This window comes from Mycobacterium mantenii (assembly GCF_010731775.1).
In the GTDB taxonomy this organism is placed as follows: domain Bacteria; phylum Actinomycetota; class Actinomycetes; order Mycobacteriales; family Mycobacteriaceae; genus Mycobacterium; species Mycobacterium mantenii.
This window is the reverse complement of record NZ_AP022590.1, coordinates 4,102,066-4,120,809: the sequence shown is the minus strand read 5'-3', so window position 1 is coordinate 4,120,809 and position 18,744 is coordinate 4,102,066. Positions and strand designations below refer to the sequence as shown.

Sequence of the window (18,744 nt, the reverse complement as noted above, 5' to 3'; positions counted from 1 at the left end):
CCGGGGTGAGCCGGATCCTTCCCACTGCTCTCCCAACCGGATGGTTAGTATCGCGGTTATCACCGATGAGCGGCCGCCACGCTGCGCGACTCTGCTCGGGAAGGACAATGATGACCACCGAATCGGTTGCATCGACGACATCGCCCGCCAAGGACTCGACGAACGGGACCGCACCCGCCGATATCGCCGCCACGGTCGCCCGGCTACGCCAGACCTTCGCCACCGGACGCACCCGCGACGTCGAATGGCGCAAACGCCAGCTGCTGCAACTGGTGAAGCTGATGGAGGAGAACGAGGCCGCGATCGCCGCCGCTCTCGCCGAAGACCTGGACCGCAGCCCCTTCGAGGCCTACATCGCCGACATCGCCACCACCGCCGGTGAGGCCAAGTACGCGGCCAAGCGGGTGCGCAGGTGGACGCGGCGCAAATACCAACTGCTGGAGGTGCCGCAGCTGCCGGGCCGCGGCTGGGTGGAGTACGAGCCCTACGGCACCGTGCTGATCATCGGCGCCTGGAATTACCCGTTCTACCTAACGCTGGGTCCGGCGGTCGGAGCGATCGCCGCGGGCAACGCCGTCATCCTCAAGCCCTCGGAAATCGCCCCGGCATCCGCGCACCTGATGGCCGACCTGGTGCCGAAATACCTTGACACGGACGCCATCACGGTGGTCGAGGGCGACGGCGCGACGAGCCAGGAACTGATCGCGCAGGGCCTGGACCGCGTGCTGTTCACCGGCGGCACCGAGATCGGCCGCAAGGTCTACGAAGGCGCGGCGCCGCACCTGACCCCCTGCACGCTGGAGCTCGGCGGTAAGAGTCCGGTCATCGTCGCGGCGGACGCCGACGTGGAGGTGGCGGCCAAGCGGATCGCCTGGATGAAACTGCTCAACGCCGGGCAGACCTGCGTCGCACCCGACTACGTCTTGGCGGACGCCACGATCCGCGACGACCTGGTCAACAAGATCGGCGCCGCCATCACTAAATTCACCTCCGACAAGCCGGACGGCATGCGGGTGGTCAATCAGCGTCAGTTCGACCGGATCAGTTCTTACCTGTCCGGGGGCGACGGCAAGGTCATCGTCGGCGGGGCCTGCGACGCATCGACCCTGCGTATCCAGCCCGCCGTCGTGGTGGACCCCGACCCGGACGGCCCGCTGATGCAGAACGAGATCTTCGGTCCGGTGCTGCCGGTGATCACCGTCAAAAACCTGGACGAGGCAATACGTTTCGTGAACTCACGGCCCAAGCCGCTGTCGGCGTACTTGTTCACCAAGCGGCGCGAGACCCGCGAGCGGGTGATCAAAGAGGTGCCGGCCGGCGGCATGCTGGTCAACCACGTTGCCTTCCAGGTGTCGACGGCCAAACTGCCGTTCGGTGGCGTCGGCGCGTCAGGAATGGGTGCCTACCACGGCAAGTGGGGCTTCGATGAGTTCAGCCACCGCAAGTCGGTCCTGACCAAACCCACTCGGCCCGATCTGTCGAGCTTCATCTATCCTCCGTACACCGAGCGGGCCTTCAAGATGGCCCGCCGGATGTTCTGACACCTGGCTTCACTGAAACCGTTGCCAGACCGAGATTTTCACAGCAGAGAGGAAACTTATGCCCGGAGTGCAGGATCGCGTCATCGTCGTCACCGGAGCCGGTGGAGGACTGGGCCGTGACTACGCCCTGACCCTCGCCAAGGAAGGCGCCAGCGTCGTGGTCAACGACCTCGGCGGTTCACGCGACGGCACCGGCGCCGGCCACAACATGGCCGACGAGGTCGTCAAGGAGATCAAGGACGCCGGCGGACGGGCGGTCGCCAACTACGACAGCGTCGCCGAGTCCGAGGGCGCCGAGAACATCGTCAAAACCGCGCTCGACGAATTCGGCGCCGTGCACGGCGTGGTCAGCAACGCCGGCATCCTGCGCGACGGCACCTTCCACAAGATGTCCTTCGAGAACTGGGACGCCGTGCTCAAGGTGCACCTCTACGGCGGCTACAACGTCATCCGCGCAGCGTGGCCGCACTTCCGTGAGCAGAGCTACGGCCGGGTGGTCGTCGCCACCTCCACCAGCGGCCTGTTCGGCAACTTCGGCCAGACCAACTACGGCGCTGCCAAACTCGGCCTGGTCGGTCTGATCAACAGCCTGGCGCTCGAGGGTGCAAAGTACAACATCCACGCCAACGCCGTCGCCCCGATCGCGGCGACCCGGATGACCGAGGACATCCTGCCCAAGGAGGTGCTCGAAAAGCTGACGCCCGAGTACGTCGCACCGGTGGTGGCCTACCTGTGCACCGAGGAAAACCCAAATAGCGCTTCGATTTTCGTGGTCGGCGGCGGCAAGGTGCAGCGCGTCGCGCTGTTCCAGAACAAGGGCGTCAACTACGACAAGCCGCCGACGGTGGAGGACATCGCCGCGCATTGGGGTGAGATCACCGACCTGTCCGCGGCGAAGCAGGCCGAATTCAAGCTGGGGTGAACCAGTTGCGACCGGGTGGTCAGCGAGTCAGGCGAGCAGCTCGCTGCGCAGACGTTCCACGTCCGCCTCGCTGACACCCGCGTCGCGCAGGTAGGCGCGCAGCGACCCGAATTGCTCGTCGATCGTTTGGCGCGCGGCGTCCAGGTACTCCGGACGTACGCCCAGGACTCCATCCCCCAGCCGGGCCTTGGTGAATGTGACCACCTCGGGGGTCAATTCGACGTCAGACCGTTTCTGGATCATCTCGTAGATGTGGTCGCGTAGTTCGGGGACCGCTGCGTTGCTGCGCAGGTAGTCCGCGACGATGGTGTCTCGATCGACGTCGAGCACTTCCAGCACTGTGGCGATCACGAAGCCGGTGCGGTCCTTACCCGCGAAGCAGTGCGTGAGCACCGAACGCCCGGCGGCCAGCAACGAAAAGACTTGCCGCACAGCGCGTTGCGCTCCGTTGCGGGTCGGGAACTGCCGGTACTCGTCGATCATGTGCAGGATGGCGGCCTCATTGACCTCTTCGTCGGATTGGCTCGCGTCGCCCTCGAACAGCCGCCGGAATGCGTGCTCGTGCGGGGCGTCGTCGTCGCTCGGCGCGTCGTCACCGAGGTCGGGCAGGGGGAGCCGATGGATCTCGACGCCGTGGGGAACCAGTCCCGGACCGCGCCGCGCGACTTCCTGGTTGGCGCGCAGATCGGCGACGTCGGTGATGCCCAACTCGCTCAGCGTGGCGCGGCCCTGGTCGTCGAGGCGGCTCAACTCGCCGGACCGGAACAGCCGCCCGGGCCGCAGCCCGGGCGCGCCGTCGGAGACGTCGCGAAAGTTCCACGCGCCGGACAGTTCTCGCAGAGCCTCAGTCATGCGCGGTGACCGCCGCGGCGAGCGCAGACTTTTCCCGGCCGAGCTCGGCGCGCGCGATGGTCCGCATGTGCACCTCGTCGGGCCCGTCGAAGAGCCGCATGGCGCGATGCCAGGCGTACAGCCGGGCCAGTGTCGTGTCCTCGCTGACGCCGGCGGCCCCGTGCACCTGGATGGCGCGGTCGATGACGTTGCACGCCACCTGCGGGGCGACCGCCTTGATCTGCGAGACCAGCGTGTGGGCGGCCTTGTTGCCGTGTTGGTCGATGGTCCATGCGGCTTTCTCGCAGAGCAGCCGGGCCTGGTCGATCTCGTTGCGGGACTTGGCAATCTGCTCGCGCACCACGCCCTGCTCGGCCAGCGGGCGGCCGAACGCCACCCGTTTGGAGGCCCGGTCCACCATGAGGGCCAGCGCACGTTCGGAGCCGCCCAGCGCTCGCATGCAGTGGTGGATGCGGCCCGGCCCCAGCCGCGCCTGCGCGATCGCGAAGCCCCCGCCCTCCTCGCCGAGCAGGTTGGTGACGGGCACCCGGACGTTGTCGTAGATGATCTCGCAATGCCCGGGCTGGTCCTGGAAGCCGAAGACCGTGGTCGAGCGGACCACCGTAACGCCCGGGGTGTCCATCGGCACCAGCACCATCGACTGCTGCTGGTGGCTGGCTGCGTCGGGGTTGGTGCGGCCCATCACGATGAGGATCTTGCAGCGCGGGTCCGCCGCCCCGGAGGTCCACCATTTGCGGCCGTTGATCACGTAGTCGCCGCCGTCGCGGACGATGGAGGTCTCGATGTTGCGGGCGTCGCTGCTGGCCACCGCCGGTTCGGTCATCGAGAAGCCGCTGCGGATCTCGCCGGCCAGCAGGGGCTCCAGCCACTGCTTGCGCTGGTCCTGGGTGGCGAACAGGTGCAGGGTCTCCATGTTGCCGGTGTCGGGTGCCCCGCAGTTGAGTGCCTCGGGGGCGATCTCCAGGCTCCAGCCGGTGATCTCAGCCAGCGGCGCGTATTCCAGGTTGGTCAGGCCGGACTCCGCCGGCAGGAACAGGTTCCACAGACCCTGCGCCCGGGCCTTTATCTTGAGCTCCTCGACTATTGGCGGCACCGTGTGATCGTGCGGGCCGGCTTCGTCACGGAATTTGTCGTACTCGGCCTCGGCCGGAAAGACATGCTCGGTCATGAAGTCGGACAGTCGCTTGTGGTAGTCGCTGGCTTTGGCCGACATCGCGAAGTCCATGCCCGTCACGATAGGACACGTGTCGAGTCGCTGCGTTTCCGGTCGTCAGCGCGATGCTTACACCGCGGTGAAAACGCGCCGCCGCCGGGCGCACGATAGACGGCATGAGTGAATCCCGCCCCCCGTTGCCTCCGTTCACCCACGAAACCGCGCTGCAGAAGGTCCAGGCGGCCGAGGACGCCTGGAACACCCGCGATCCCCAGCGCGTCAGCCAGGCCTACACGCTCGATTCGCACTGGCGGAATCGAGACGAGCACATCGTCGGCCGCAACGAAATCGTGGCGTTTCTGACTCGCAAGTGGCAGCGCGAACTGGACTATTCGCTGCGCAAGAGCCTGTGGAGTTTTCACGGCAACCGCATCGCGGTGCGGTTCCAGTACGAGTCCCGCGACCAGTCCGGCCAGTGGCATCGCAGCTACGGCAACGAGCTGTGGGAGTTCACCGAGGCGGGGCTGATGGCGCGTCGCGAAGCCAGCATCAACGACGTGCCGATCGACGAATCGCAGCGCCGCTTCTTTGGGCCCCGCCCCGAGTCCGAACAGGGCCAAGAGATCCCGCTGTGGTAGCCGGAAGCCACAACGCCTTCTTGTGACTTCACAACGCAGCGGCCGCTACTGCGTCCGCGTCGGGTGACGAACCATCGACGGGAGTTGATCGGCCGGTCGCGGGTATCCCGCCCCGGTCGATCGCACGTCTGGGCCGAATCCCGGCAGGCGTTAAGGTAGCGAAGCGTGCTGGCCAGCCAGCGGCACATTCAAACGGCAGGAAAGTACGGAAAGTAGATGTACGCGCCATGACAGATGCGCAGACGACGGTAGGAGTGGTCGCCGAATCCGGCGCCGACGAGCGGCGGGTTGCGCTGGTGCCGAAGGCGGTGGCGTCGCTGGTGAGCAACGGCGTCGCGGTGGTGGTCGAGTCCGGCGCGGGTGAACGGGCCCTGCTGCCCGACGCGCTCTACACCGAGGCCGGGGCCACCATCGGCGACGCGTGGGCCGCCGAGGTGGTGGTCAAGGTCGCGCCGCCGACCCAGGCCGAGGTCGGCAAGCTACGCAGCGGCCAGACGCTGATCGGCTTCCTCGCGCCGCGCAACGCCGAGAACTCGATCGGGGCGCTCAAGCAGGCCGGCGTGCAGGCGTTCGCACTCGAGGCCATTCCGCGGATCTCGCGCGCCCAGGCGATGGACGCCTTGTCGTCGCAGGGCAACGTCTCCGGGTACAAGGCCGTGCTGCTGGCGGCCTCGGAATCCACCCGCTTCTTCCCGATGCTGACGACGGCGGCCGGAACCGTTAAGCCCGCCACCGTGCTGGTGCTCGGGGTGGGCGTGGCCGGGTTGCAGGCGCTGGCGACGGCCAAGCGGCTGGGCGCGCGCACCACCGGCTATGACGTCCGCCCCGAGGTGGCCGACCAGGTCCGTTCGGTGGGGGCGCAGTGGCTCGACATCGGCATCTCGGAAACAATCACAGCCTCCGGTGAGGGCGGGTACGCCCGTGAGCTCACCGATGGGGAGCGCGCCCAGCAGCAGAAGGCGCTGGAGGAGGCGATCGCCGGATTCGACGTCGTGATCACCACGGCGCTGGTCCCGGGACGCCCGGCGCCGCGTCTGGTCACCGCGGCGGCGGTGGAGGCGATGAAGCCGGGCAGCGTGGTGGTCGACCTGGCCGGGGAGACCGGGGGCAACTGCGAGCTCACCGAGCCCGGGCGCACGGTCGTCAAGCACGACGTCACCATCGCCTCGCCGTTGAACCTGCCGGCCACCATGCCCGAACACGCCAGCGAGCTCTACAGCAAGAACATCACCGCACTGCTGGACCTGCTGCTCACCGACGGCAAGCTGGCCCCCGACTTCGACGACGTGGTCGTCGCGGACTCCTGCGTGACGCGCGCCGGCGACGATGCGGAACGAAGTGACGCTGAGAAGCGGCGCACATGACGAGGGCCTGAGAGGACGACATGTACGACGAACTATTGGCCAACCTGGCGATCCTGGTGCTGTCCGGATTCGTCGGGTTCGCGGTCATTTCCAAGGTGCCCAACACGCTGCACACGCCGCTGATGTCGGGCACCAACGCCATTCACGGCATCGTGGTGCTGGGCGCGCTGGTGGTGTTCGGCTCGGTCGAGCATCCCTCACTGGCGGTGCAGATCATCCTGTTCGTCGCGGTGGTGTTCGGCACGCTGAACGTCATCGGCGGGTTTATCGTCACCGACCGGATGCTGGGCATGTTCAAGGGCAAGAAGAAACCCGTAGCGGCCGTTAAGGCCGAGAAGGCAGAAGGGCCGGCGACCAAATGAACTACTTGGTAATCGGCCTTTACATCATTTCCTTCGCCCTTTTCATCTACGGCTTGATGGGCCTGACCGGTCCCAAGACGGCGGTGCGCGGCAACCTGATCGCCGCGGTGGGAATGGCGCTGGCGGTGACGGCGACCCTGATCAAGATCCGCCACACCGACCAGTGGGTGCTGATCATCGCCGGCCTGGTGGTGGGCGTGGTGCTCGGCGTCCCGCCCGCCCGCTACACGAAGATGACGGCGATGCCGCAGCTGGTGGCGTTCTTCAACGGCGTCGGCGGCGGCACTGTCGCGCTGATCGCGCTCTCGGAATTCATTGAGACAAGCGGCTTTTCGGCCTTCCAGCACGGCGAGTCACCGACCGTTCACATCGTGGTGGCCTCGTTGTTCGCCGCGATCATCGGCTCGATCTCGTTCTGGGGATCGATCATCGCGTTTGGCAAGCTGCAGGAAATCATCTCCGGCTCGCCGATCGGCTTCGGCAGGGCGCAACAGCTGATCAACCTGCTGCTGCTGGCCGCCGCCGTGGTCGCCGCGGTGGTGATCGGCCTGCACGCCCACCCCGGCCCTCCCGGCGGAACCGCCGGAGCATCACTGTGGTGGATGGTCGGGCTGCTCGCGGCCGCGGGTGTGCTGGGCCTAATGGTGGTGCTGCCCATCGGTGGTGCCGACATGCCCGTGGTCATCTCGCTGCTGAACGCGATGACCGGCCTCTCGGCCGCCGCGGCGGGCCTGGCGTTGAACAACACCGCGATGATCGTCGCGGGCATGATCGTCGGCGCGTCCGGCTCGATCCTGACCAACCTGATGGCCAAGGCCATGAACCGCTCGATCCCGGCGATCGTCGCCGGCGGCTTCGGCGGCGGCGGGGTCGCCCCGAGCGGCGGCGACGGCGGCGACAAGACCGTCAAGGCCACCTCGGCCGCCGATGCCGCGATCCAGATGGCCTACGCCAACCAGGTGATCGTGGTGCCCGGCTACGGGCTGGCCGTCGCGCAGGCCCAGCACGCCGTCAAGGACATGGCGAGCCTGCTGGAGAACAAGGGCGTGACGGTGAAGTACGCGATCCACCCGGTGGCGGGCCGGATGCCCGGGCACATGAACGTGTTGCTGGCCGAGGCCGAGGTCGACTACGACGCCATGAAGGACATGGACGACATCAACGACGAGTTCGCCCGCACCGACGTCGCGATCGTCATCGGCGCCAACGACGTCACCAACCCGGCGGCCCGCAACGACGCGTCCAGCCCGATCTACGGCATGCCGATCCTCAACGTGGACAAGGCCAAGTCGGTGATTGTGCTCAAGCGGTCGATGAACTCGGGCTTCGCCGGCATCGACAACCCGCTGTTCTACGGCGAGGGCACCAGCATGCTGTTCGGCGACGCGAAGAAATCGGTGACCGCGGTCGCCGAGGAACTCAAAGCGCTATAACCAGCGTGGTGATCGCAAGCGCAGCCGGGGTGGGCGCAGCGGGTCACCACGAAAAAGATGGGGCTAGACGGGCGGGTACGCCGGGGGCGGGTATCCGTTGCCGTCAGTCACCCCACGCAAACCCCAGGTCAGGTACCGCATGAAGAACTCGATCTCGTCGCTTCCGTCGTAGTCCGGACTCGGATCCATCGGCCCCACCTCTCGACTCATCGCGTTCGAGAAGGAGTCTAGTCGCATACGCCTGCACGTGACACCCGGCGTTTTGCTTAAACTGTCCAACCAGTTGATTGATAGCTATTCTGGCCGAACTGGCCCTGGCCAGGCCATACCGACGATAGTGAGAACAGATGCCCACCGACAGCATCACCCCGAATGGGCTGACCCGGCGCGAAGAGCTGCTGGCGGTTGCCACCAAGCTGTTTGCGGCGCGCGGCTATCACGGCACCCGGATGGACGATGTGGCCGACGTGATCGGCCTGAACAAGGCGACCGTCTATCACTATTACGCCAGCAAGTCGTTGATCCTGTTCGACATCTACCGTCAGGCCGCCGAGGGCACGCTGGCCGCCGTCCACGACGACCCGTCCTGGACGGCGCGCGAGGCGCTCTACCAGTACACGGTCCGGCTGCTGACCGGTATTGCCAGCGACCCGGAGCGGGCCGCGGTGTACTTCCAGGAGCAGCCGTACATCACCGAATGGTTCACCAGCGAGCAGGTCGCCGAGGTCCGCGAGAAGGAAGCCCAGGTCTACCACCACGTGCACGGCCTGATCGACCGCGGGATCGCCAGTGGCGAGTTCTACCAGTGCGACTCGCATGTGCTGGCGCTGGGCTACATCGGCATGACGCTGGGCAGCTACCGCTGGCTGCGGCCCAGCGGACGGCGATCGGCCAAGGAGATCGCCGCCGAGTTCAGCACCGCGCTGCTGCGCGGGCTGATCCGCGACGAGGCCATCCGCACAACCTCTCCGCTGGGGCCCTAGGCGCGCGCACCTTTGAGGTGCTCGTCGAGGAACGCGACCTGGTCGGCGACCACCCGGTGGAAGGCGTCGTCGACGTAGATCGCGAAATGACCCTCGGGATACAGCCTGACCTCGCCGCGGGGCGCTTTGGCCGCGTGCCGCAGCGTCGCCGAAGCGGGTGCCACCGAGTCGGCTTCGCACACACAGAACAGGATCGGGCACGCGATCTTGGAAGTGGAGCGACCCGGGCGATAGCTGAAGATCTGCAACGCGATTCGGGCGGCGACCTCATTACGGAATCCGGCCCCGTCGGGGACCAGCCGCAGATAGCCCGCATACGCGTCGGGCGTGTTCATCAGTGCGACCTCGCCGGGCTTGCCGGCCGTCGCGACCATCACCGGCGGCCTGCCAAGCCGGCCTGCGAGCGCGTCGCGCAGCGCCCGCGCGGTCATGCGTGCGGCGGTGAGCGGGTTGGTGATGGTGCGCGCCGACGCGAGGCCGTCGGTGAACGGGCATTGGGCGACGGCCGCGGCGATGCCCGGCAGCTTGGCCGCCGTGGCGATGACGTGCCCGCCGCCAAAAGAGGTGCCCCACAAGCCGATCCGGTCGGGATCGATGCCGGGCAGGGTGCGGGCGTAGGCGACGGCCGCGGCCCAGTCGGCGAGCTGCATGCCGACGTCGACGACCTGACGCGACCGGCCCTCGCTGTCGCCGAAGTTGCGGTAGTCGAACACCAGGCACGCGTAGCCGGCCGCGTTGAACCGCTCCGCATACGCGTCCAGTCGCATGCTGCGCACCGCGCCCAGGCCGTGCGCCATCACCAGCAGCGGCGCGGGCCCGTCGCCCGGCGGCCGGTAGAGCCAGGCGCTGATCAGGTCGTCGCCGGACGGGAACCGAAGGTCTTCGCGTGGTGTCATCAGCGATCGATTCTGCCTCGGTCGATCGTTACCAGCCAGGTATGCGCTTCCAAATTAATGGACTAGTGTCTAGAAAAGTTTGAGCGCTCAACGGACGGAGACTCTCATGGCGATCCGCGTCGCGCACGTCGGTACCGGAAATGTCGGAGGGCTGGCCCTCGCCGAACTCATCGCCAACCCGCAGTACGAGCTGACCGGGGTGTGCGTCTCCACGCCCGAAAAGGTGGGCAAGGACGCCGGGGAGCTGTGCGGCGTCGGCCTGGACGCCGGCGTCGTCACCGGTGTCACCGCCGTCAACGACCTGGACGCCATCATCGCCGCCAAGCCCGACTGCGTCGTCTACTGCGCGATGGGCGACACCCGGCTGCCCGAGGCGATGGCCGACGTCATGCGCATCCTGGCCGCGGGCATCAACGTCGTCGGGTCGTCGCCCGGCCTGCTGCAGTACCCGTGGGGTGTCATGCCCGGCAAATACATCGCCCGCGTGGAAGACGCTGCCAAGCAAGGTAATTCGAGCATCTTCATCAGCGGCGTCGACCCCGGATTCGCCAACGACCTGATCCCGTTCGCGCTCGCGGGCACCTGTCAGCGCATCGAGCAGGTGCGCTGCATGGAGATTCACGACTACGCGTCGTACAACGGGACCGAGGTCATGGACTACATGGGATTCGCCAAGCCCATGGACGAGATCCCGATGCTGCTGCAGCCGGGCATCCTCAGCATCGCCTGGGGGACCGCGATCCGTCAGCTGGCTGCGGGTCTGGGCATCGAGGTCGACGAGATCACCGAGTCCTATCAGCGCGAGCCCGCCCCCGAGGATTTCGACATCGCGGTCGGCCGCGTGGCCAAGGGCACGGTTGCCGTGCTGCAGTTCGAGATTCGCGGCATGGTCAAGGGTCACCCCGCGATCGTCATCGAGCACGTCACCCGGCTGCGGCCGGACCTGCGCCCCGATCTGCCCCAGCCCGCCTCCGGCGACGGCTCCTACCGCGTCGAGATCACCGGCGAGCCGTCGTATGCCGTGGACATCATCCCGAGCAGCCGCAGGGGCGACCACAACCACGCGGCGATCGCGGGTGCCGCGGGCCGCGTCGTCAACGCCATCCCCGCGGTGATCGCGGCGCCGCCGGGCATTCGCACCACCCTGGACTTGCCGTTGGTAACCGGCAAAGGCCTTTACGCACCAAGCACTTTGGTGACCACTTAAATCGAAAGGAGACCCACGTGGGTCGGGTAGACGGCAAGGTAGCGCTGATCAGTGGTGGCGCCGGCGGTATGGGAGCCGAAGATGCGCGCCTGCTGGTCGAGGAAGGCGCCAAGGTCGTTATCGGCGACATCCTGGACGACCAGGGCAAGGCGCTGGCCGACGAGCTCGGCGACTCCGCGCGCTACGTGCATCTCGACGTCACCCAGCCCGACCAGTGGGATGCCGCCGTGGCCACCGCGATCGGCGAATTCGGCAAGCTCAACGTGCTGGTCAACAACGCCGGCACCGTCGCGCTCGGCCCGCTGAAGAGCTTCGATCTGGCCAAGTGGCAGAAGGTGATTGACGTCAACCTGACGGGGACGTTCCTGGGCATGCGGGTTGCGGTCGAGCCGATGATCGAGGCGGGGGGCGGCTCGATCATCAACGTGTCGTCCATCGAGGGCCTGCGCGGCGCGCCCATGGTGCACCCCTACGTCGCGTCCAAGTGGGGCGTGCGCGGGCTGGCGAAGTCGGCGGCATTGGAGCTGGCGCCGCACAACATTCGGGTGAACTCAGTGCACCCGGGGTTCATCCGCACCCCGATGACCGCCCACCTGCCCGAGGACATGGTGACGATCCCGCTCGGGCGGCCGGGCGAGGTTCGGGAAGTCGCGACGTTCGTACTTTTCCTGGCCAGCGACGAGTCGTCCTACTCCACCGGCAGCGAGTTCATTATGGACGGCGGGCTTATCACCGACGTGAATCACAAGGAGTTCTAGGGCGGTGCTATAACCGCGAGCATGCTGCGCAGCCTGGCGGGCCTGGTCGGATCGAACCACGTCGTCACCGATCCCGATGTGCTGGCGGCGCGCAGCGTCGACCACACCGGCCGGTACCGGGGCAAGGCGAGCGCGCTGGTGCGGCCGGGTACGGCCGAGCAAGTCGCCGAGGTGCTGCGGGTGTGCCGCGACGCCGGGGCGCACGTGACGGTGCAGGGCGGCCGCACCTCGCTGGTGGCCGGCACCGTTCCCGAGCACGACGACGTGTTGTTGTCCACCGAGCGGCTGCACGCCATCGGTGACGTCGACTCCGTCGAACGCCGCATCCAGGCCGGCGCCGGGGCCACCCTGGCCGCGGTGCAACGGGCCGCGGGCGCGGCCGGTTTGGTGTTCGGCGTGGATCTGGCGGCCCGCGACACCGCGACGGTCGGCGGGATGGCGTCGACGAACGCCGGCGGCCTGCGCACGGTCCGCTACGGCAACATGGGCGAGCAGGTGGTGGGCGTGCAGGTGGCGCTGCCCGACGGCACACTGCTGCGCCGGCACAGCCGGGTGCGCCGGGACAACACCGGCTACGACCTGCCGGCGTTGTTCGTGGGCGCTGAGGGCACGCTGGGCGTCATCACCGAGCTGGACCTGCGGCTGCACCCCACCCCGTCGCACCGGGTGACGGCGATCTGCGGGTTCGCCGACCTCGAGGCGCTGGTGGAGGCCGGCCGGCTGTTCCGCGACGTCGACGGCATCGCGGCCCTGGAACTGATCGACGCCCGCGCCGCCGCGCTGACCGGCGAGCACCGCGGAGTCGGTTCACCGGTCAACGGCGATTGGCTGCTGTTGGTCGAACTGGCGGCCGATCACGACCAGACCGAGCGACTCGCCGAGCTGCTCGACGGCGTGTCGATGTGTGGCGAACCCGCGGTCGGTGTGGATCCTGTTGCGCAGCAACGGTTGTGGCAGGTCCGCGAATCACTGGTCGAGGTGCTCGGCGTGTACGGGCCGCCGCTGAAGTTCGACGTCTCGTTGCCGCTGTCGTCGATCGTCGAATTCGAAAGGCACGCAGTCGATTTGGTGCACAACCATGCACCCGACGCGCTGCCGGTGCTGTTCGGCCACATCGGCGAGGGCAACCTGCACCTGAACGTGTTGCGCTGCCCGGCCGACCGGGAGCGGGCGCTGTATGAGCCGATGATGGACCTCATCGCACGCTGCGGGGGCAACGTCAGTTCCGAACACGGCATCGGCAGCCGCAAGCGGCCCTACCTCGGTATGTCCCGCGAGGCCGCGGACATCGCCGCGATGCGCACGGTCAAAGCCGCGCTGGATCCGACTGGATTCCTCAATGCCGCGGTACTTTTCGATTAGGCGAGCATCAGACCGGAAGAAGGTACACGCTGCCCGGCTGGTGTACGCCGAAACTGCTGTGGTCCTTGATTCAGGCTGGCCCAGGGGCTGCCCCACTGACACGGTCACCGTTGGGCCATCGCTGTAGCTGTAGCTGTAGCTGTCGCGGTTAGCGGACAGAACTGGGCTCTCTTTCGCGTTGGAGCATTGCCAGCACCCTCACCCGCGCCGAAAAGCGGCATTCGCTGGACAGCGGGCGGACCTGCGGCCTGTACTTAGGCCATATCTTCACGGGTTATCGGGAGTTCGCGGAGGCAGGAATGACAACTGCGGGCGGTCAGGCGGGTCAGGGCATGACACTGGAAGAGCAAGCGCTGGCCGGCTCGGGCGCGGATCTTGTTCTCGAGGGCGGGGGAGTCAAGGGGATCGCCCTGGCCGGGGCCGTCCTGACCCTGCATAACGCGGGCTTTGTCTTTCCCCGGATCGGCGGCACGTCGGCCGGCGCCATTGCGGCCGCCCTTATCGCCGCATATCAGGTCAGGAGCGTCCCGCTTACCCAGCTACAGACGGATATGGCCGAGCTGGACTACACCCAGTTCATGCAGAAGACCTGGGCCGAGAAGCACCTGGGCCTGATCGGGAACGCCACCGCGCTGGTGAGCCACCAGGGCCTGTACGCCAGTTCCTACGTCCAAGAGTGGCTGACCTCGAAGCTGGAGCCGCTGGGCATCCGCACTTTCGCCGACCTCAAGATCACCAGGGACGCCGGCACCGCCCTGGCCCCGTACCAGCGCTACCGGCTGGTCACCCACACCTCGGACCTGACGCGCGGCGCCCTGGTCCGGCTGCCCTGGGACCTGCCCTATTACCTGCTGAGCAGCAAGGATCAGGGTGATCCGGCCCGGCAGATCGAGGTCATCGACAGCTATCCGATCGTGGACGCAGTCCGCGCGTCGATGTCGATCCCGTTCTTCTTCCAGCCCTTTGAACAGAAGACGGTCCTGGGCGCCTGCACCTGGGTCGACGGCGGGCTGCTGCAGAACTTCCCGGTGACCGTCTTCGACCGGACCGACGGCCGGCCTAACCGGTGGCCGACGTTCGGTATCAAGCTCTCGTCGCGGCCGGCGCTGAACACCCCGGACGTGCCGGTGCAGGGCGATCTCCGCGAGGTCGTCTCGATCGCGCACACGGCCATGGGCGAGTGGAACCGCTACCCGCTGGCCGATGAGGGCGTCGGCGCCCGGACGGTGTTTGTGGACACGATGGGCATCGCCAGCACCGATTTCGGGCTGACGACCGACCAGCGCGACAAGCTGTTCGCCGATGGCGAGGCCGCGGCGGGCAAGTTCCTGGCCGCCTGGACCGAGGCTCACCGCGACCCGGGTCACGACCGCCGAACTAGCCGCCGACGCCGCGGGTGAGGTCCAGCCGTGACTTCCGCAGGTTCGACTAGCTGCCCCTGATCCCGACGGCGTGCCGCAGCTGCGCCAGGAACTGCTCGGCGTCGTCGCTTGGCACGATGTAGTGCGATATCGCAATCCGGATCACCGTCGCGGCCTTGACCGCGGCGTTGGGCCCGGGCAGGTGGCGCTGCAGGCCCTCGCGCATCTGCGGGATGACCCAGGAGAACTGGGCGATGGTGTGCTCGGGCTCGACGTCGACCATGCGCACACCGGAGTACGAATGCTGGTATTCGACGATGAACCGCAGCACGGCGTCGAGCTTGTCCACGCCCTTGAGGCCGGCGGTGGCCTTCACCAGACCGCTTTCGAAGATCTGACGCTCATAGCTCGAAAACGCCGACAGCAACTCCTCTTTGGACGCAAACCAGCGATACAGCGTCGGCCGGGAGACGCCCGCCTGGGTGGCGACGTCGGACAGGCTGAGCTTGGTCTTGCCGTTTCGGCCCAGCACCTCGGCGGTGGCCGCCAGAATCCGCTGACGGGTCGAGGTGTCGGTGTCGGCGATCGTCGTCGCCCGGACCGGGTGGCTCATGAGTCAAGCTTTTCGAAGTATCGCCGAGGTGTCATGGTCATTCGCTCCCACGTTAGGCCCGAGGAGGGCGCCGCCGCACCAGTACCGACTGCTGGATGGCGCCGACCGCGCCCTGCTCGTCGAACAGCGTGCCGATCGTCGTCCCGATGCCGTCCGGCCCGTAGCTGGTTTCCGCACGAATGCCGATCCAGTCGCCGTCGGGAACACGAAACACGTGCACGGCCAGGTCGGTGTTGAGGAACGTCCACTTGGTGATGTCCAGCTTGCTGCCGATGCCGTTGGCGCAGTCGGCCACCGCGAACAGCCGTTCCAGCTGCGTCATGGACTCGCCGTTGACCAGGTCGACGGTCGGGTTGATCCAGGATTCGCCCGGGCCCTCGCTCAGCGGCTCGGTCAGCCACAGCCACTGAAGGCTGTGCACGTAGTTGCGGTCCCAGTCCCGTGCCTTCAGGTTGCGGTTGAAGGCCTCGGCCCGGGGCCCCGGCAGTGGCGCCGCGGCGTGCGCCAGGGTCTGCGTGTCCTGGTGCTGCAAGCGCCATCCGGTGGCGCGCGCGACCGGTCGCGGAGTGCCGTCGGGTCCGGGGGACAGCATCTCGGCGCTGAGCAGTTCGATCTGCTTGCCCGGGCGCTGCACCTCCGAGCGCACCCACAGATCGCCCTCGGCCGGCACCCCGCCCAACAAGTCGATGACGACCCGGGACAGGCGGGTGTCGTCGCGCTGTTCGCACCGCTCCAGCGCCCGGACCAGCAGCGCCGACACCGGACCGCCGTGCTGGATGGCCGCCGACCAGGTGCCGCGCGCGAGATCGGTCGCCCGGAACTTCTCGCCCATCGCGGCGTCGTCGCCGGCCGGATCGATCAGCTCGTAGTAGGCGTCGGTCATCGTCAACCTCTCGGGTCAGGGCAGGCCGGCGCCGGGAGTGGTCACTGTGACGACATCCAGCCGGGAAAGCCGGGTGCCGACCAGGCGTTGAGGATAGGCCTCCGTGCTCGACAACAGAAACAGCGTGCGCCGCTGCGGACCGCCCAGGGCGCAGGCGATGGCGACCCGGTCGCCCATGTCAATGCGGTCGGTCACCGTGCCGCCCGCCACGATCCGCTCGAACTGATGGGCCAGGGTCATCGACACCCACACCCCACCCTCGGCGTCCAGGGCGATGCCGTCGGGCGGCCCGTCCAGGCCGTCGGCGAACACCCGGCGATCGGACAGCCCGCCGTCGTCGCCGATGGAAAACGCGGTCAGCCGCCGGCCCGTCGATTCGGCGACGATCAGCGTCGTGCGATCCGGTGTGATCGCCATGCCATTGGGGAAGTCGAGGTCTCGGGCCACGATAGTGGCCCTGGTCGCACGGTCGTCGGGATCGAGACGAATGATGACGCCGCCGCGCAGCGCCTGGCACCCGATGTAGGCGCGGCCCGCGTCGTCGACGACCATGTCGCCGAGGTTGGCCGGCGCCAGGTCGGTGAGATCGGCGATGGTGACCACGGTTTCGCCGTCATAGCGCAGCACCTGCCGGTCCTCGGTCGAGGCGATCAGCAGCGACCCGTCGGGACGGAAGCCCAGCCCCGACGGCGAGTGCCCGGGCAGCGGCAGCGTGGTCAGCGAGCCGCCCATGGTCGCGGTGTGGACCGCTTCGCCCAGCATGTCGGAGAACCACAGCAGGCCCTCGAACCAGCGCGGGCCCTCGCCGAAGCAGAACCCGTTGGCCAGCGGCTCGGGAATCATCCTCGCACTCCGGCAAATCGGTCCGCTTTACAAAACACCGAAAAAGTGTCATGCACCGCGGGTACCGGTGTCAATCTGCCGATCGGGCGAGTTCCCGCGCTACGGCCTCGTGGTACGCGTCGATGTTGGCCGGGTTGGCCGAGGCGATGAGCTGATCGGTCAGCGGGGCGTGTTTGTACGCCTCGATCGTCATGGTCCGGGAGAACAGCGTGACGCCCTGCCCGGGCCGGGTGAAGTGGTAGGAGACCGTAATGCGGCCCTCCATTCCGCCTTGAAAAATACCGCCGTCGCGATCATGGCCCAGGCGCCCGATCGAGGTGAACACGAACAGTGTTGGGCGCACGGCGGCGGCCAACTGCCAGCTGAAGATCCGCTTGCCGTCGGGCCCGGCTTCCTCCCAAGTGTCACCGCCTTGAGCGGGAGCTCCGGCAATTTGCCGATGTGCGCGCTGCCGGGGTAGGTCTTCGTCCAGTTTTGCGGATTGGTGACGAAGTCGTACACCGTCTCGGCGGACTGGGTGAACGCGGTCTCTGAGGTGGTAGTCACGATACCCAATGGTGTTGTCTCCCTTAGCGTCCCGCTGTCCGACGGACCTGCCGGGCCGCCGTCTTGTTAGCCAAGCTTTACAAATCCTACTCAAAGTGTCACGCTGAGCGCTGAGCCGCGAGCGCGAGAGGTGGAGTGGATTGACCACGGAATCTGAGCAGACTGAGTGGACGGTGCAGGGCCTGCTGGATCTGTTCGACGTGCAGGAAGACGGGCAAGACCGTTTCACCGGTGAGACCGGCATCGCGGTGGGCGACGAACGCCAGGTGGTAGAGGGCACCCAGGTGCTCGCGCAGGCGATCGTCGCCGTGGCCAAGCGGTTCCCGGACAAGTCGGTGCGCTCGGCGCACGCGGTCTTCTCGCGCGCCGTCACCGTCGGCCCGCCCATCGAACTGGTTCTCGACGTCGTATCCGAAGGCCGCTCCACCGCCACCGCCGTGGTCGCCGTGCACCAGAACGGCCGGCGCTGCCTGAGCATTACGGTGCTGGCCGACGTCCCGACCGACGACGTCATCCGTCACCATCTGCCACGTCCGCAGGTGGCCGCCCCGGCCGACGCGCACCACTCACCGATGCCGATGGTCGGCCGCGAGCTGCGCCTGGTCGACGTCGTCGACGTCAACAGCCCCGACGAGGTCGGCCCGCCGGAGCTCTACGCGTGGCTGCACTACGACCCGATCCCGACCCGCGACGAGTTGGCCAAGGCGCTGCTGGCGTACTTCACCGGCCATCTCGGAATCTCCACCACGATGCGGGCGCACGAGGGCATCGGCACCGCCCAGGCGCACCTGACCGTGTCCACCGCACCCATGAGCATCTCCGTGGCGTTCCACGAACCGGTGGACTGGACGGGGTGGCTGCTCTACACCCACGAGAGCACCCAGGTCGGCGCGGGCATGTCGTATGTGCGCGGCACCGTGCACTCGGAAGAGGGTGAGCTGCTGGCCTCGTTCGCGCAGGAGGCGCTGATCCGGCCGCTGCGCACCAGCGACACCGCGATCGACTCGCGCGCACGGTTCTAAACGCC

The 18,744-nt window shown here is 67.5% G+C and carries 19 protein-coding genes and 1 pseudogene; 12 read left to right on the top strand and 8 right to left on the bottom strand.

What is annotated here, in order from left to right:
• Positions 1-107 precede the first annotated feature (107 nt).
• Together G6N50_RS18630 and G6N50_RS18625 are read left to right on the top strand one after the other, a co-directional pair.
• Positions 108-1,541 carry an aldehyde dehydrogenase family protein gene (locus G6N50_RS18630; RefSeq protein ID WP_083094624.1) on the top strand — a complete coding sequence of 478 codons (1,434 nt, stop codon included), beginning with the start codon at positions 108-110 and terminating at the stop codon, positions 1,539-1,541.
• Positions 1,542-1,599: 58 nt separating this feature from the next.
• Positions 1,600-2,463: an SDR family oxidoreductase gene (locus G6N50_RS18625; RefSeq protein WP_083094623.1), complete on the top strand. Its 864-nt coding sequence runs from the start codon at positions 1,600-1,602 to the stop codon at positions 2,461-2,463.
• A gap of 27 nt (positions 2,464-2,490) precedes the next feature.
• Here G6N50_RS18625 and G6N50_RS18620 read toward each other — a convergent pair whose 3' ends face one another.
• Complete coding sequence (locus G6N50_RS18620) at positions 2,491-3,315, bottom strand: tyrosine-protein phosphatase (protein WP_083094622.1); 825 nt, start codon at positions 3,313-3,315, stop codon at positions 2,491-2,493.
• Positions 3,308-4,528, bottom strand: a complete 1,221-nt coding sequence (locus G6N50_RS18615; protein WP_083094756.1) for an acyl-CoA dehydrogenase family protein — start codon at positions 4,526-4,528, stop codon at positions 3,308-3,310. The genes G6N50_RS18620 and G6N50_RS18615 overlap by 8 nt, the downstream gene beginning before the upstream one ends.
• Before the next feature lie 116 nt (positions 4,529-4,644).
• Between G6N50_RS18615 and G6N50_RS18610 the strand changes: the two genes are divergently transcribed.
• The 4 genes from G6N50_RS18610 (at position 4,645) to G6N50_RS18595 (ending at position 8,265) form a co-directional block, all read left to right on the top strand.
• Positions 4,645-5,106: a nuclear transport factor 2 family protein gene (locus G6N50_RS18610; RefSeq protein ID WP_083094621.1), complete on the top strand. Its 462-nt coding sequence runs from the start codon at positions 4,645-4,647 to the stop codon at positions 5,104-5,106.
• A gap of 227 nt (positions 5,107-5,333) precedes the next feature.
• Complete coding sequence (locus tag G6N50_RS18605; RefSeq protein WP_083094620.1) at positions 5,334-6,470, top strand: Re/Si-specific NAD(P)(+) transhydrogenase subunit alpha; 1,137 nt, start codon at positions 5,334-5,336, stop codon at positions 6,468-6,470.
• A 20-nt stretch (positions 6,471-6,490) separates the two neighbouring features.
• A complete protein-coding gene (locus G6N50_RS18600; RefSeq protein ID WP_083094619.1) occupies positions 6,491-6,832 on the top strand; it encodes an NAD(P) transhydrogenase subunit alpha in 342 nt (113 codons plus the stop codon).
• Positions 6,829-8,265, top strand: a complete 1,437-nt coding sequence (locus G6N50_RS18595) for an NAD(P)(+) transhydrogenase (Re/Si-specific) subunit beta (RefSeq protein WP_083094618.1) — start codon at positions 6,829-6,831, stop codon at positions 8,263-8,265. The genes G6N50_RS18600 and G6N50_RS18595 overlap by 4 nt, the downstream gene beginning before the upstream one ends.
• A gap of 63 nt (positions 8,266-8,328) precedes the next feature.
• Here the strand turns inward: G6N50_RS18595 and G6N50_RS18590 are convergent, their stop codons facing one another.
• The gene (locus G6N50_RS18590) at positions 8,329-8,454 is read right to left on the bottom strand and encodes a hypothetical protein (protein ID WP_003874194.1); all 126 of its coding nucleotides are present in this window, start codon (positions 8,452-8,454) and stop codon (positions 8,329-8,331) included.
• 158 nt (positions 8,455-8,612) lie between these two features.
• Between G6N50_RS18590 and G6N50_RS18585 the strand changes: the two genes are divergently transcribed.
• On the top strand, positions 8,613-9,248 hold the full coding sequence (locus G6N50_RS18585; RefSeq protein WP_083094617.1) for a TetR/AcrR family transcriptional regulator: 636 nt from the start codon (positions 8,613-8,615) through the stop codon (positions 9,246-9,248).
• Here the strand turns inward: G6N50_RS18585 and G6N50_RS18580 are convergent.
• Complete coding sequence (locus tag G6N50_RS18580; protein ID WP_083094616.1) at positions 9,245-10,144, bottom strand: alpha/beta hydrolase; 900 nt, start codon at positions 10,142-10,144, stop codon at positions 9,245-9,247. The two genes, G6N50_RS18585 and G6N50_RS18580, sit on opposite strands and share 4 nt — an antisense overlap.
• A 106-nt stretch (positions 10,145-10,250) precedes the next feature.
• Between G6N50_RS18580 and G6N50_RS18575 the strand changes: the two genes are divergently transcribed.
• From G6N50_RS18575 to G6N50_RS18560, 4 genes are all read left to right on the top strand, one after another.
• Entirely contained in the window at positions 10,251-11,351 is a 1,101-nt protein-coding gene (locus G6N50_RS18575) for an NAD(P)H-dependent amine dehydrogenase family protein (protein ID WP_083094615.1), read from the top strand.
• Positions 11,352-11,368: 17 nt separating this feature from the next.
• Entirely contained in the window at positions 11,369-12,109 is a 741-nt protein-coding gene (locus G6N50_RS18570; protein WP_083094614.1) for a glucose 1-dehydrogenase, read from the top strand.
• A 21-nt stretch (positions 12,110-12,130) separates the two neighbouring features.
• Positions 12,131-13,471, top strand: a complete 1,341-nt coding sequence (locus tag G6N50_RS18565; protein WP_083094613.1) for an FAD-binding oxidoreductase — start codon at positions 12,131-12,133, stop codon at positions 13,469-13,471.
• A gap of 299 nt (positions 13,472-13,770) precedes the next feature.
• A complete protein-coding gene (locus G6N50_RS18560) occupies positions 13,771-14,871 on the top strand; it encodes a patatin-like phospholipase family protein (protein ID WP_197748028.1) in 1,101 nt (366 codons plus the stop codon).
• Positions 14,872-14,899: 28 nt separating this feature from the next.
• Here the strand turns inward: G6N50_RS18560 and G6N50_RS18555 are convergent, their stop codons facing one another.
• From G6N50_RS18555 to G6N50_RS18540, 4 genes and pseudogenes are all read right to left on the bottom strand, one after another.
• A complete protein-coding gene (locus tag G6N50_RS18555) occupies positions 14,900-15,445 on the bottom strand; it encodes a TetR/AcrR family transcriptional regulator (protein ID WP_083094611.1) in 546 nt (181 codons plus the stop codon).
• 52 nt (positions 15,446-15,497) lie between these two features.
• Positions 15,498-16,328, bottom strand: a complete 831-nt coding sequence (locus G6N50_RS18550) for a thioesterase family protein (protein ID WP_083094610.1) — start codon at positions 16,326-16,328, stop codon at positions 15,498-15,500.
• A 15-nt stretch (positions 16,329-16,343) separates the two neighbouring features.
• Positions 16,344-17,171, bottom strand: a complete 828-nt coding sequence (locus G6N50_RS18545; RefSeq protein ID WP_083094609.1) for an SMP-30/gluconolactonase/LRE family protein — start codon at positions 17,169-17,171, stop codon at positions 16,344-16,346.
• 70 nt (positions 17,172-17,241) lie between these two features.
• A pseudogene (locus tag G6N50_RS18540) lies at positions 17,242-17,726 on the bottom strand (SRPBCC family protein).
• 131 nt (positions 17,727-17,857) lie between these two features.
• On the opposite strand from G6N50_RS18540, the gene G6N50_RS18535 reads away from it, so the two are divergent.
• The gene (locus G6N50_RS18535) at positions 17,858-18,739 is read left to right on the top strand and encodes an acyl-CoA thioesterase (protein ID WP_179970033.1); all 882 of its coding nucleotides are present in this window, start codon (positions 17,858-17,860) and stop codon (positions 18,737-18,739) included.
• Positions 18,740-18,744: the final 5 nt, after the last annotated feature.

Excerpts from the sequence above, each read along its gene's own strand:
- G6N50_RS18575 (WP_083094615.1), top strand. The coding sequence starts at position 10,251 with ATGGCGATCCGCGTCGCGCACGTCGGTACCGGAAATGTCGGAGGGCTG.
- G6N50_RS18595 (WP_083094618.1), top strand. The coding sequence starts at position 6,829 with ATGAACTACTTGGTAATCGGCCTTTACATCATTTCCTTCGCCCTTTTC.
- G6N50_RS18580 (WP_083094616.1), bottom strand. The coding sequence starts at position 10,144 with ATGACACCACGCGAAGACCTTCGGTTCCCGTCCGGCGACGACCTGATC.
- G6N50_RS18615 (WP_083094756.1), bottom strand. The coding sequence starts at position 4,528 with ATGTCGGCCAAAGCCAGCGACTACCACAAGCGACTGTCCGACTTCATG.
- G6N50_RS18630 (WP_083094624.1), top strand. The coding sequence starts at position 108 with ATGATGACCACCGAATCGGTTGCATCGACGACATCGCCCGCCAAGGAC.
- G6N50_RS18555 (WP_083094611.1), bottom strand. The coding sequence starts at position 15,445 with ATGAGCCACCCGGTCCGGGCGACGACGATCGCCGACACCGACACCTCG.
- G6N50_RS18590 (WP_003874194.1), bottom strand. The coding sequence starts at position 8,454 with ATGGATCCGAGTCCGGACTACGACGGAAGCGACGAGATCGAGTTCTTC.
- G6N50_RS18605 (WP_083094620.1), top strand. The coding sequence starts at position 5,334 with ATGACAGATGCGCAGACGACGGTAGGAGTGGTCGCCGAATCCGGCGCC.
- G6N50_RS18585 (WP_083094617.1), top strand. The coding sequence starts at position 8,613 with ATGCCCACCGACAGCATCACCCCGAATGGGCTGACCCGGCGCGAAGAG.
- G6N50_RS18545 (WP_083094609.1), bottom strand. The coding sequence starts at position 17,171 with ATGATTCCCGAGCCGCTGGCCAACGGGTTCTGCTTCGGCGAGGGCCCG.
- G6N50_RS18610 (WP_083094621.1), top strand. The coding sequence starts at position 4,645 with ATGAGTGAATCCCGCCCCCCGTTGCCTCCGTTCACCCACGAAACCGCG.
- G6N50_RS18620 (WP_083094622.1), bottom strand. The coding sequence starts at position 3,315 with ATGACTGAGGCTCTGCGAGAACTGTCCGGCGCGTGGAACTTTCGCGAC.
- G6N50_RS18625 (WP_083094623.1), top strand. The coding sequence starts at position 1,600 with ATGCCCGGAGTGCAGGATCGCGTCATCGTCGTCACCGGAGCCGGTGGA.
- G6N50_RS18565 (WP_083094613.1), top strand. The coding sequence starts at position 12,131 with ATGCTGCGCAGCCTGGCGGGCCTGGTCGGATCGAACCACGTCGTCACC.
- G6N50_RS18600 (WP_083094619.1), top strand. The coding sequence starts at position 6,491 with ATGTACGACGAACTATTGGCCAACCTGGCGATCCTGGTGCTGTCCGGA.
- G6N50_RS18550 (WP_083094610.1), bottom strand. The coding sequence starts at position 16,328 with ATGACCGACGCCTACTACGAGCTGATCGATCCGGCCGGCGACGACGCC.
- G6N50_RS18560 (WP_197748028.1), top strand. The coding sequence starts at position 13,771 with ATGACAACTGCGGGCGGTCAGGCGGGTCAGGGCATGACACTGGAAGAG.